The sequence below is a fragment of the Arthrobacter sp. SPG23 genome (assembly GCF_000876655.1).
Taxonomy (GTDB): domain Bacteria; phylum Actinomycetota; class Actinomycetes; order Actinomycetales; family Micrococcaceae; genus Arthrobacter.
The window spans coordinates 98,062-110,800 of record NZ_JYCN01000009.1 but is presented as its reverse complement, the minus strand read 5'-3'; the positions used below and the strand labels follow the sequence as shown (position 1 = coordinate 110,800).

The following is a 12,739-nucleotide window of genomic DNA, read 5'->3' as shown; positions in this document are numbered from 1 at the left end:
AATAGTTTGTCCTGACATTAGGATGTTTTTACGTGAAATCGCATTTCCGGGCACGAAAAACGCCGGGGATGACGGCCAAGCCACCATCCCCGGCGCTGCCATGCGAAAGCCCCCACGCCCCGCCGGGCGGGGCCGCGGGGGCGCGTCTCCGCGGCTGCTAGACGCCGAGGGGCGCCTCGGCAGCAGCGGGCGCGGAGGCCGCCGTCGTACGTTCATGATCCTGCCGCTTGGCTTTCGCGGCGGCGAAAGCCATCACACCGAGTCCGAGGAGGGTGATCCCTGCCCCGGCCCAGATCGGCGAGGTGTAGCCGAGGCCCGCTGTGATGGTGACGCCGCCCAGCCAGGCGCCAAGGGCGTTGCCGACGTTGAAGGCGCCGATGTTCGCACCCGAGGCCAGGGTGGGGGCACTGTCGGCGTACTTCATGACGCGCATCTGCAGCCCCGGGACAGTCGCGAAGCCGAAGCCGCCCATCAGCACGATGGAGGCAATGGTGAGGGGCTGGTTAGCGGCGGTCACCGCGAAGGCCACCAGGATCACCACCAGCGCGGCGAGAACTACCAGGAGCGTGCGGTCCACATTGCGGTCTGCGGCCTTCCCGCCCACGGTGTTCCCGATGAACAGCCCGACGCCGAAGAGGATCAGGAGCCAGGGCACGGTGGACGCCGCGAAGCCGGTGACCTCGGTGAGGGTGTAGGCGATGTAGGTGAAAGCGCCGAACATGCCGCCGTAGCCGAGGACGGTGACCAGGATGGACAGCCACACCTGGCCGGACCGGAAGGCGCGCAGCTCGCCGCGGAGCCCGCCGGAGGCAGCCTGGGCAGCCGTGTCGCCCTGCCCGGTCCGGGGCACCAGCGTCAGGATGCCGATGAGCGCCAGGACACCGATGCCCGTGATGGCCCAGAAGGTGGAGCGCCAGCCGGCCGCTTGGCCGAGCATGGTGCCGAACGGGACGCCCAGGACGTTGGCGGCGGTGAGGCCGGTGAACATGATGGCGATGGCGCCCGCTTTTTTCGTGGGGGCCACCATGTCCGCGGCCACCACGGCCCCGATGCCGAAGAACGCGCCGTGGGCCAGAGCGGCCACAATCCGGCCGATCATCATCATGAAGTAGTCGGGAGCGGTGGCCGAGACCAGGTTGCCGGCGATGAACAGCACCAGCAGGACGGCGAGGACAGGCTTGCGTTCGAAGCGCGTCACGGCCGCGGTGAGCAGCAGGGCGCCGACGACGACGGCGAGGGCGTAGCCGGAGATCAGCCAGCCGGCCGTGGCCTCGCTGACGCGGAAGTCGGCGGCAACCTCAGGCAGCAGGCCCATGATCACGAACTCAGTGAGTCCGATCCCGAACCCGCCGAGGGCTAGTGCTAACAGGCCAATAGGCATGGCGGAGCTCCTTCAAAACTGTACGGAATGGGGGCAGGGCGCGTAAGCTAATAGTTGCAGACGCGTTATTTATTGTTGCACAAGCAGATACCACGCGCAAGCAACTATTATTTGTTGTGCCCCGTTTCATCTCCATGGGGTACGCGATTCGAAGGGAAGTACACGATGGGCATCAAGGACGACGCCGTTGAAGTCCGCGCACAGGGATGGCGCACCCTGGCGGCCCTGCACGGCCTGATCGAGTCGGAGCTGGAACGCTCGCTCCAAGCCGAAGCCCAGCTGTCCGTCGTCGAGTACACAGTGCTCGATGCCCTGAGCAGGCAGGACGGCTGGCACATGCGCATGCAGCAGCTGGCCCGCGCCACCGCGCTGAGCGCCAGCGCCACCACGAGGCTGGTCAACAGGCTCGAGGACCGCGGCCTGCTCACGCGCATCCTCTGCGCGGACGACCGCCGCGGTATCTACACTGAACTGACGGAGAGCGGCATCAAGCTGCTGGAGGAGGCGCGACCCACCCACGACGCCACGCTGGAACGGGCCCTGGCCGAAGCGCAGGAGATCCCGGAGCTCGCCCCGCTGGTGGACGCGCTGCCGAAGCTCCACGCACACGTGTAGTCACACAACGCAAAAGCCCCGCGCCGCGCCGAAGCGCGCCCGCGGGGCTTTCTTGCTGAAGGGACGCCTACGTGACTCCGGCAGCGTCCTTGACCGCAGCGTCCTTGACTGCGGCGTTCTTGAAGTAGTGCTCCAGGTCCTCAAGGCTCTTGTCCTTGGTCTCAGGGACCACCCGTTTCACCCAGACGATGGCTGCCAGCTGGATGGCCACGAAGATGAAGAACGTGGTTGAAACGCCGATCCAGGCGACCATCTGCGGGAAGAAGAATCCGATCACGAAGTTGATCATCCACAGCACGAACACGCAGATGCCCATGCCGATGCCGCGTACGTGCAGCGGGAAGATTTCGGACATGGTCAGCCACGTCACCGTGCCGATGCAGGACTGCATGGACGCCAGGAACGTCACCATGAACAGCAGCACCAGGTAGCCGCGGGCGATGCCTTCCGGGACCAGCATGGAAATCAGGCCGATGGCCAGCAGGGAAGATGCCGTGCCTGCCAGGCCCACGATCAGCATCGACTTCCGGCGCACCTTCGTCATCAGGGACATGCCGACAATGACGGCCACCACGGAGGTGATGCCGTTGACCACGTTGGCCAGCAGGGCGCCCTGGTCCCCGAAGCCGGAGCTGGAGAGGATCGAGGTGCCGTAGTACATGATCGCGTTGACGCCGCTGATCTGGTTGATGACCGCCATGCCCAGGCCCACCACGAAGATCCTGCGGATCCATGGCACGGTGAGGTCCCGGAACGTGCCGAGCTTGGATTGGTAGTCTTCCCGGGCCGCCTGCCGCACTTCATCGAATTCCGTGGAGACATCGGCCGTGGCACGGGTCTTTCGTAGCACCTCGAGGACCTCGCCGAAGCGTCCGGCCGACGCCAGCCAGCGGGGGCTTTCGGGCAGCACCAGCATGCCGAACCAGAGTACGACCGCGGGCAGCGTTGCGATGACCAGCATCCAGCGCCACACGTGGGACGCTTCCGGGAAGGCGTTGCCCAGGACGGCGTTGAACGTGAACGCCAGGAACTGGCCCGTGACGATCATGAGCTCGTTCTGCGTGACGATTCGCCCGCGCTGGGCTGCCGGCGACATTTCCGCAAGGTACACGGGCACGATCACCGATGCCCCGCCCACCGCCAGGCCCAGGACGGTACGGGCTGCCACCAGCAGCTCGGTGGTGGGCGCCATGGAACAGGCGACGGTGGACAGGGCGAAGATAATCGCCAGCGCCATGATGGTCCTGCGACGGCCGAAACGGTCGGACAGCCGGCCGGCGGTGATGGCGCCGAAGGCCGCGCCGAACAGCAGCGTCGAAGTGACAAGCCCTTCGGTCAGCGGCGTCAGCCCGAGGTCGCGCTGCATGAACGGCAGGGCACCGTTGATGACACCGGTGTCGTAGCCGAAGAGAAGCCCGCCGAATGTCGAGAACAGTGCCACCCGCCGCATGAATCCCTTGGGATTGGCGGCATCACTGGCCGGGCCGTCGCCTCCGGACCGGGATCGGGCCGATGTACCGGGGAGTGTATTTTCCGTTTGCTTCATAGGGCAGCCGCTACCGGGCCTTCGCGATGTAGTTGTTCATCGTGTCCAGCTGGTAACGGGAAACCTCCGCGGCGTTCTCGTCTTCGGCGAAGACGCTGGACACCATCACGGTGTCTTCACGGTCCAGGAAGCCGATTTCCTGCAGGCCGCCGAAGAATTCCTCCCAGTTGACGTCGCCGTCGCCGATTTTCAGGTGCTGGTGCACGCGGACCGGGTTGCCGGGGGGGTTGGTGATGTAGCGCAGGCCGTGCGAGGCGTGGTGGTTCATGGTATCTGCGACGTGCACCAGCCGGAGCTTGTCCCCCGCCGCGCGCATGATGTCCAGCGGCGCGTTCTTCATGTGGAAGCTGTGCGATGCCACGTAGACGAGGCCCACGTTCTTGGAGTTCAGGCCGCGGATGACGCGGATGGCGGCCAGGCCTTCCTCCACGAAGTCGTCCGGATGCGGATCGATCAGGAGGTCCAGGCCTTCGCGTTCGATGATGGGCAGCAACTCCTCCATGGAGCGGTAGAAGGCGCGCTCTGATTCCTCGGCCTTCTCCGGGCGTCCGCTGAATTCGGTGTTGATGGTGCTGACGCCCAGGTCCACAGTGATCTGGATGACGCGCTTCCAGTAACGGACAGCAGCTTCGCGGGCATCCTCGTCCGGCCCGGACCAACGGAGTACTGGCAGCACCGAGGCGATCTCGACCCCCACGTCCTTGCAGGCCTTGTTGAGCTTGCCCACCAGTTCGTCGTCGGCCTTGGGGTGGTTGTAGAACGGGATGAAGTCGGCGTGCGGCGTCATCTGCATGTACTTGTAGCCGAGGTCCGCCACCACACGCGGGAATTCGAGCAGGCTGTGCGAGTGGTGGAACGGCGTTGGATCAAGTGCGATTTTCACGGGGAACACTCCATGGTGGATGAGTCAGTTGTCGAACGGGCGGGCTTAGTTGTAGAGGGCGGGCTTGGCGTTCAGCTTCACGGCCACCTTCTCGCCGTTCTTCTGCGCTTCCACACCGGCTTCGCAGCATGCTGCGGTGGCGTAACCGTCCCAGGCGGTGGGACCGCCGATCTCGCCGCGGAGCGCCGCGTCCACCCAGGCCTGGATTTCGACGTCGTACGCCGCGCCGAAGCGCTCTTCGAAGCCGGGCGTAACGTTGCCGCCCCAGCGGCCGGCGCTGCGGGTGTAGGGGCCCTTGTCGCCCCCGATGCTGACGATGCCGTCTTCGAATGAGGCCTGCGTGGCCACTTCGTAGCCGAACTTGGCGTTGACGTAGATCTCCACGTCCGCCAAGACGCCGGACTCGGTTTCCACCAGGACGTGCTGGGGGTCGTGCTGGCCGGCCGGGGCGTTCTTCGTGGCCTTGCCCAGGCGGACCTGGACGCTGGTGATTTCCTCGCCGGTGAAGAACCGGATGGCGTCGAACTCGTGCACCACCGAATCATTGATCAGCATTTCGTTGGTGAAGCCCGCCGGGGTGGTGGGGTTGCGGTGCTGGTGGTGCAGCATCAGCAGTTCGCCCAGTTCGTGGTCGCGGATGACCTGGCCCAGGGCTGCATATTCGGCGTCGAAGCGGCGCATGAAGCCCACCTGGATGCGCTTGTGACCCAGCTTTTCCTCGGCCTCGACGATCTTCCATGCCGACTCGGCATCCGGGGTGAGCGGCTTCTCGCAGAGGATCGGAATGTCCCTGGCAAGGGCCTTCAGCAGGATGTCCTCGTGCAGGAACCCGGGAGTGGCGATCAGGACGGCGTTGACGTCCCCGTTGTTGAGCGCCTCGTCCGCATCGGCCAGGGCCACTGCGCCCGGGATGCCCTCGATGGCTGCCTGTGCACGGGCAAGGTCAACATCGACGACGGCGGCAACTTCAGCGCCGTGGATGCGCTTGCTGAGGCGCTGGATGTGGTCCGCGCCCATGCGGCCGGCGCCGATGACGGCGACGCGAAGGGTTTCAGTCATTGTTCTTTCCTTACGTTTCGGGTGCCTGGGCGGCTGTTAGTTGACTGCCGTGCGGGAGCCGCAGGACAGCAGGTAGTTGCGGGTGCGCTTGGCGATCGGCATGGGGACGTCGAAGGCCACCGGGTACATGTCCTGCTCCACGATGCCGAAGATGGGGCGGTTCAGTGCCTCCACTGCTTCAATGACGGCGCGCAGGTCCGGCAGCCCGTTCGGCGGCTCGGTCATGACGCCGGCCAGGTTGGCCGCGGCCCAGGTCATGTTTTCCTCGTTGACCTTCTTGAGGATGTCCGGGTTGATCTGCTTCAGGTGCAGGTAGCCGATGCGGTCCGGGTAGTTCTTGATGAGTTCAAGGCTGGAGGCTCCGCAGTATTCGGCGTGGCCGGTGTCCAGGCAGAGGTTCAGGTACTTCGGGTCGGTCGCGGACAGGAGGGTTTCGATGTCCTCCTGGGCCCCGACGTGGGAATCGGCGTGCGAGTGGAACTGCTGCTTCAGGCCGAAGTCCTCCAGCAGGGTCTTACCCAGACGGTTGTGGCCGCTGAACAGGTCGCTCCAGGCTTTCTCTGTCAGCTGTCCGCTCTCCACCGCTTCGCCGGTCACGTCGTCGCGCCACATGGCCGGGATGACCACGATGTGCTCGCCGCCCATTGCTGCCGTGAGCTCGGCAACTTTGCGGGCCGGCTCCCAGGCGGCCTCCCACTGGTCCAGCCCGCGGTGGAAGGCGGTGAAGACCGTTCCGGCGGTGACTTTCAGGTCGCGCTGCTTGAGTTCTTCGGCCAGCCGGGCCGGGTCGGCGGGCAGGTAGCCGTAGGGGCCGAGTTCGATCCACTTGTAGCCGGACTCGGCCACCTCATCGAGGAACCGTTCCCACGGCGTCTGCTTGGGGTCATCCGGAAACCAGACACCCCAGGAATCCGGCGCCGTGCCGATGATCAGTTTGTTCTCAGTCATGACAGCGTTGTCTTTCTTCTTGGGACCGGAAGTACTAGTTGGACGGGAAGTTGTACGAGGCACCCGAGGCGTGGGTGGGCTCGGGCCAGCGTGAGGTAACTACTTTGCCACGGGTGTAGAAGGAGACGCCTTCGGGGCCGTAGATGTGCTTGTCACCGAACAGTGAGGCCTTCCAGCCGCCGAAGGAGTGGTAGGCCACCGGGACGGGCAGCGGCACGTTGATGCCGATCATGCCCACGGTCACGGAGCGCTGGAACTTGCGGGCGTTGGCGCCGGAAGAGGTGAAGATGGCGGTGCCGTTGCCGTAGGGGTTGGAGTTGATCAGGGCGATGCCTGCGTCCAGGTCCTCCACGCGGACCACCACGAGGACGGGTCCGAAGATTTCCTCGGTGTAGGCGGTCATTTCGGTCTTGACGTGGTCCAGGACGGTGGGTCCGACCCAGAAGCCTTCCTCGTGGCCGGGGACCACCAGGTCGCGGCCGTCCACCACCATCGCGGCGCCGGCGGCCTCGGCTTCGGTGACGATCTTCACGATGCGTTCCTTGGAGGCGGGCGTGATGACCGGGCCCATTTCGGCGTCGGGCGCGGTGCCGTTGTTGACCTTGACGGCGAGGGCGCGCTCTTCGACTTTCTTGACCAGCAGTTCCGCGGCATCGCCGACGGCGACGGCAACCGAGATGGCCATGCAGCGTTCGCCGGCGGAACCGAAAGCGGCTGCCGCGAGGTGATCTGCGGCGTTGTCCAGGTCGGCGTCGGGCATGACGATGGCGTGGTTCTTCGCGCCGCCCAGGGCCTGGACGCGCTTGCCGTGCTTGGTGGCGGTCTCGTGGACGTACTGGGCGATCGGGGTGGAGCCGACGAAGGAGATGCCATCTACGTCCGGGTGGGTCAGCAGGCCGTCAACGGTTTCCTTGTCGCCGTGCAGGACCTGGAAGACGCCGTCGGGCAGGCCTGCCTGCTTCCAGAGCTTGGCCAGCAGCATCGAGGCGGAGGGGTCGCGCTCGGAGGGCTTGAGGATGAAGGCGTTGCCGGTGGCAATCGCCATCGGGGCCATCCACAGCGGCACCATGACCGGGAAGTTGAACGGGGTGATGCCGGCGACGACGCCCAGCGGTTCGCGGAAGGAGAAGACGTCGATGCCGGTGGAGACCTGGTCCGAGTAGTCGCCCTTGAGCAGCTGCGGGATGCCGCAGGCGAACTCGATGACCTCCAGGCCGCGGCCGATCTCGCCCTTCGCGTCGGAGAGGACCTTGCCGTGCTCGGCGGTGATCAGCTCGGCGAGCTCGTCCACGTGGGCGGCGACGAGTTCGCGGAACTTGAACAGCACGGCGGTGCGCTTGGCCAGGGAGATGTCGCCCCAGCTGTCGGCGGCTTTGCGGGCGGCGGCAACGGTGGCGTCCAGGTCCGCCCGGTTGGCCAGCCGCAGCTCCGCGGAGACGGCGCCGGTGGCCGGGTTGTAGACGGGCTGGGTGCGGTCGCCTTCGCCGGCGGTCTCGGCCCCGTTGATGAAGTGATTGATGGTGGTGGTGACGGTCGTCGTTGACATGGTGATGGACTTCCTTGGTCTGTGGCTTTAAGTGAAGGGGGATTCAGCCGAGCAGCTTGCGCTGGCGGTTCTTGTGGTCGGTGTAGGTCTTGAAGGCCTGCTGCGTGGATTCGAGGTCGGAGACCTGGGAGACGGGGACGTCCCACCATGATTCGGAGCTCGGCGCGTCCAGCAGGGGGTCGGATTCGACGTGGATCAGGATGGGTCCGCCGCGTTCGGGGGCGGCCTTGGCATCCCGGATAGCCTGCTCGAGTTCGGCGATGACCTTCTCCCCCGGTTCGATCCGGATCACCTTCACGCCGAGGCTCTCGGCGTTCAGGGCCAGATCCACCGGGAGGGTGTCCCCCTCGTCGAAGCTGTGCTGCTCCTCGTCCAGGGCACGGTACTGGGTACCGAAGCGCTGCGAACCGAGGGATTCGGAGAGCGAGCCGATGGAGGCGTAGCCGTGGTTCTGGATCAGGACCACGATCAGTTTGATGCGTTCGGCGACGGCGGTGACCAGTTCGGTGTGCATCATCAGGTAGGAGCCGTCCCCCACCATGACCACGACATCGCGCTGCGCACCGCCCTTTGCCGCTTCCGCCAGTGCCGCGCGCTTGACGCCGAGCCCGCCGGGGATTTCGTAGCCCATGCAGGAGTAGGCGTATTCCACGTGGTAGCCGAAGGGGTCCCGGACGCGCCACATCTTGTGCAGGTCACCGGGCAGCGACCCGGCGGCGCAGATGACGACGTCCTGGGCGTCCATGGCCCGGCTGGTGGCGCCGATGATCTCGTTCTGTGCCGGCAGCGGGGTGAAGCGGGTGTCGAACGCTTCGTCCACGGTGGCGTCCCAGCGCTTCTTCTCGGCCGCGACCTGCTGCTCCAGGTCCGCGCCCACGCGGTAGCCGCCGAGCGCCTGGTTCAGCTTGACTAGGGCCTTGCGGGCATCGGCCACGATCGGCAGCGTGGTGCCGTGCTTGTACGCATCGATGGCGGCGACGTTGATGTTGATGAACTTCACGTCCGGGTTCTGGAACGCGGTCCGGGAGGCGGTGGTGAAGTCCTCATAGCGGGTGCCGATCCCGATGATCAGGTCCGCTTCCGCTGCGATGGCGTTCGCCGCCGTCGTGCCGGTGGAGCCGATCGCGCCGAGGGAGAACTTGTGGTCCCAGGGCAGGACTCCCACGCCGGCCTGGGTGTTCCCCACCGGAATGCCGGTGAGTTCGACGAACTTCGCGAGTTCATCGTTGGCGTAGGCGTAGAGGACGCCGCCGCCGGCGATGATCAGCGGGCGCTTCGCGGCGCGGATCGCTTCGGCGGCGCGGCGGATGTCCTCGTCGTCCGCGTCCGGGCGGCGGATCCGCCACTCGCGTTCGGCCAGGAACTCCTCGGGCACGTCGAAGGCTTCCGCCTGGACATCCTGCGGGAGGGAGATGGTGACGGCGCCGGTTTCGGCCGGATCCGTCAGAACCCGCAGGCCGTGGTGGAACGCGGAGAACAGCTGCTCGGGCCGTGAGACACGGTCGAAGAACTTGGACAGCGGCCGGAAGGCGTCGTTGACGGTGATGTCGTAGGCGTAGGGCTGTTCCAGCTGCTGCAGCACCGGGTCCGCAGCCCGCGTGGCGAAGGTGTCGCTGGGGAGCAGCAGGACCGGGAGCCGGTTGGTGGTGGCCAGCGCCGCGCCGGTGAGCAGGTTGGAGGAGCCCGGCCCGATCGAGGTGCTGATGGCGAACGTCTGGCGGCGCCGGGTGTGGCGTGCGTAGCCCACGGCCTGGTGCGCCTGCGCCTGCTCGTTGCGGCCCTGGTAGTACGGCATGATCGTGGGGTCGGCAGCCTGGTACTGCTTGAGGGCCTGGCCGATGCCGGCAACGTTGCCGTGTCCGAAGATGCCGAACGTTCCCGGGATCAGGCGTTCGCGGTAATCCAGACCGCCGACAGAGTCAACGGTGTACTGCTTCGAAAGGTATGCGACGACGGCCCGGGCGACCGTCATGCGGCGGGTTCCTGCTGTGGCAGTTTTCATCCCCATGGGAGGCTACTCCGATACTTCTGCGGTGTGGGCTGATGCGGTGTGGTGGAGAAGGGAGGCGGCGGTGGCCACGGCGCCGGCAACGTCGCCGTCCTGCGGGTACAGGAGGGTCCGGCCGACCGTCAGGCCCTGCACGCCGGGGAGGGCGAGGGCGGCTTCCCAGCTGGCGAACACTTCGTCCTGGGTACCTTCCGGGTCTCCGCCCAGCAGCACGGTGGGCATGGTGGTGGCGGCCATGACGCGTTCCATCTCGGCCACCACGGGCAGTTTCATCCAGGTGTAGGCGCTGGTGGAGCCAAGGCCCTCGGCGATGGCCACGGACTTGATCACGGCGTCGGTGGACAGGTCGTTGCGGACCCTGCCGTTGTGCCAGGCGGACAGGAACGGCTCCACCATGGCAATCAGCTTGCGTTCGGCAAGGGAGTCGATCGCCTTTGCCGTCGCTTCCAGCAGGGAAACGGTATCCGGGTCGCCGAGGCAGATGCGCGTGAGCATCTTGCCGCCGTCGGCACCCAGTGCCTCCAGCGCTGCCGCCGTGTGGCCGGTGAAGCGGTCGTCGAATTCGTTGACCAGGCCCGTGAGCCCGCCGCGGTTCATGGAGCCGAAGACCAGTTTGCCGTCGAGTGCGCCCAGCAGCAGCAGGTCATCCATGATGTCCGGGGAGGCGAGGATGCCGTCCACGTCCGGGTTTGCCAGGGCGATCTGCAGCCGGTCCAGCAACTGCCGGCGGTCGGCCATGGCCACAGGATCGTTGCCCACCGCGAGGGCGCCGCGGGCAGGGTGGTCAGCTGCCACGATGAAGTTCTGCCGGCCGTACTTGAGGCCGGGGTGCCGGCGCCGTGCCTTCGCGGCCCGGGCAACAGCGTCTGGATCCTCCAGGCGGATGGTGCTCAGGTGGGCGTAACGGCGGGGATCGTCGTCCACGCCCGCAGCGGCCGGGAGGGTATCCGGACTGGTACGGGAAACGTTGAGAGTCACAGTGCTGCTCCTTCGGTGGCGAGCCCGTTAGTGATCAGGGTGCCGGGAACAAGCCGGCCGCGTTCGGCCAGCAGCGAGGTGACCTCATCAGGTGTCGGCATGGCATCCGCACAGGACAGGCGGGACGCGACGATCGCACCGGCGGCGTTCGCGTAATCGAGGACCTCGGCAAGGCTCCAGCCGGACAGCAGTCCGTGGCAGAAGGCTCCGCCGAAGGAGTCCCCGGCGCCCAGGCCGTTGACGGTTTCCACCGGAACGGGGGCGGACACCACGCGCTCGGTGCGGGTCTTGGCCATGACACCTTCGGGGCCGAGTTTGACGACGGCGATTTCGACGCCGGCGGCCAGGAGTCGGTCCGCCTGCTCGTCCGGGGTTCCCTCGCCCACGGCTACGGCGCATTCCTTGTCGTTGCCGATGGCCACCGTGACGTGCGGCAGGATCCTGGCAACCTGGGCCCGGGCTTCCTCTTCCGAGGCCCAGAACATGGGGCGGTAGTCCAGGTCAAGAATGGTGTACTGGCCTTCCTTGAGCTCTTTACGCGGGCGGGCCTCGTGGGCCTTGATGTGGGCGTCACGGCTGGGTTCCTGGCACAGTCCGGTGACCGTGGACCAGAAGATCCGTGCATCCCGGATGGCGTCAAGATCCAGTTCTTCGGCCTTGATCTGCAGGTCCGGGGCCGTAGGGAAGCGTCCGTAGAAGTAGAGCGGGAAGTCCTCCGGCGGCTTGATCGCGCAGAACGTGACTGCCGTGGGCCATTCCTTCACCGGCGTGACGAACGTGTCGTCCACGTTGAACTTGCGCAGTTCCCGGTGCAGGTATTTTCCGAAGGCGTCGTCGCCGGTGCGGGTGATCACTCCGGTCCGGCGGCCATGCCGGGCGGCTGCGACGGCCACATTGGACGGTGATCCACCGAGGTACTTTCCGAAGGACGTGACATCCTCCAGATCAACCCCGATGTCGTTCGGGTAGATATCAACGCTGATGCGCCCGATCGTGAGCAGTTCGTGGGTCACGGTAATCGCAGACCTTTCTGGTTTGAACTCTGTACCTCTAAACAGATAGAGCTCCGGTGCCTGGCGGACCCCCGTGAGCGGGGCCACAACCACTACTTTGCCCTAGAATTATTGTCCTGTCAAAGGTTTGTACTGACATACTTACAACTTGGCATAACCCGACCGATTGGCCCCCTCGGAACCACGCTCAACGGGCCCATCCCGGGGCTATTTCCGTGGAACCGCCAGCTCGCCGGTAACATACTGGGCCCGCCCGAAGCCGAACGACCAGTCGCCGGCAGTGTTTTCCACATACCCGATGAACACGTCCTCACCAGCCACCCCCAGCTCCGCCAACCTCGCGGCAATGGCTGCAAAGAGGGACTGCTTCGCCTCCTGGCTCCGGCCGCCCTGGGTGAAGATCTGGATCATCACCACATCCGGCGTGCGCTCAAAGCCGAGTCCCGCATCCTGCGCAAAGATCTGCCCGCGGGGATGTTCGGTGAGGACATGGAAATAGTCGCGCTCCGGAATCCCGTACTCGGCCAGGATCGCATCGTGGATCCCCCGGCTGAGCCGGCCCAGGTCCTCGGGGCTGCGCCCCTGATTGACATCAATTCGTACCAGCGGCATTTTAGCTCCCTAATTAGTTTGTCCTGTCATACTAACAAAGTACATTCCCGAAGTTCAAGGTGCCGGTGAAAGACACCCTTGCCATCCGCTCCATCCCGGGAGTATGTTTAAACAACCAAAAGGTTGATAAAGACATTGATTGACTAAAGG

General features: G+C 65.7%; 11 protein-coding genes. 1 reads left to right on the top strand and 10 read right to left on the bottom strand.

Features of this window, described 5'->3' with window-relative positions; all coding sequences use genetic code 11:
• Positions 1-157: 157 nt before the first annotated feature.
• Entirely contained in the window at positions 158-1,381 is a 1,224-nt protein-coding gene (locus TV39_RS03840; RefSeq protein WP_043478593.1) for an MFS transporter, read from the bottom strand.
• A 165-nt stretch (positions 1,382-1,546) separates the two neighbouring features.
• On the opposite strand from TV39_RS03840, the gene TV39_RS03835 reads away from it, so the two are divergent.
• Entirely contained in the window at positions 1,547-1,996 is a 450-nt protein-coding gene (locus TV39_RS03835) for a MarR family winged helix-turn-helix transcriptional regulator (RefSeq protein ID WP_043478590.1), read from the top strand.
• Positions 1,997-2,063: 67 nt separating this feature from the next.
• Here the strand turns inward: TV39_RS03835 and TV39_RS03830 are convergent, their stop codons facing one another.
• The 9 genes from TV39_RS03830 to TV39_RS03790 form a co-directional block, all read right to left on the bottom strand.
• The gene (locus TV39_RS03830) at positions 2,064-3,542 is read right to left on the bottom strand and encodes a sugar porter family MFS transporter (RefSeq protein ID WP_043478579.1); all 1,479 of its coding nucleotides are present in this window, start codon (positions 3,540-3,542) and stop codon (positions 2,064-2,066) included.
• A 10-nt stretch (positions 3,543-3,552) separates the two neighbouring features.
• Entirely contained in the window at positions 3,553-4,425 is an 873-nt protein-coding gene (locus TV39_RS03825) for a sugar phosphate isomerase/epimerase family protein (protein ID WP_043478576.1), read from the bottom strand.
• 45 nt (positions 4,426-4,470) lie between these two features.
• Positions 4,471-5,484 (bottom strand): Gfo/Idh/MocA family protein, encoded by a 1,014-nt coding sequence (locus TV39_RS03820; protein WP_043478573.1) that lies wholly within the window; start codon positions 5,482-5,484, stop codon positions 4,471-4,473.
• A gap of 36 nt (positions 5,485-5,520) precedes the next feature.
• Complete coding sequence (locus TV39_RS03815; RefSeq protein ID WP_043478570.1) at positions 5,521-6,432, bottom strand: sugar phosphate isomerase/epimerase family protein; 912 nt, start codon at positions 6,430-6,432, stop codon at positions 5,521-5,523.
• Positions 6,433-6,466: 34 nt separating this feature from the next.
• The gene (locus TV39_RS03810) at positions 6,467-7,978 is read right to left on the bottom strand and encodes a CoA-acylating methylmalonate-semialdehyde dehydrogenase (RefSeq protein WP_043478567.1); all 1,512 of its coding nucleotides are present in this window, start codon (positions 7,976-7,978) and stop codon (positions 6,467-6,469) included.
• 43 nt (positions 7,979-8,021) lie between these two features.
• Positions 8,022-9,950: a 3D-(3,5/4)-trihydroxycyclohexane-1,2-dione acylhydrolase (decyclizing) gene (gene iolD, locus TV39_RS03805; RefSeq protein ID WP_043478564.1), complete on the bottom strand. Its 1,929-nt coding sequence runs from the start codon at positions 9,948-9,950 to the stop codon at positions 8,022-8,024.
• A 42-nt stretch (positions 9,951-9,992) separates the two neighbouring features.
• The gene (locus TV39_RS03800; protein ID WP_043478561.1) at positions 9,993-10,964 is read right to left on the bottom strand and encodes a Cgl0159 family (beta/alpha)8-fold protein; all 972 of its coding nucleotides are present in this window, start codon (positions 10,962-10,964) and stop codon (positions 9,993-9,995) included.
• On the bottom strand, positions 10,961-11,977 hold the full coding sequence (gene iolC / locus TV39_RS03795; RefSeq protein WP_043478558.1) for a 5-dehydro-2-deoxygluconokinase: 1,017 nt from the start codon (positions 11,975-11,977) through the stop codon (positions 10,961-10,963). Before iolC ends, TV39_RS03800 begins: the two co-directional genes overlap by 4 nt.
• 207 nt (positions 11,978-12,184) lie before the next feature.
• A complete protein-coding gene (locus TV39_RS03790; protein WP_043478555.1) occupies positions 12,185-12,589 on the bottom strand; it encodes a tautomerase family protein in 405 nt (134 codons plus the stop codon).
• Positions 12,590-12,739: the final 150 nt, after the last annotated feature.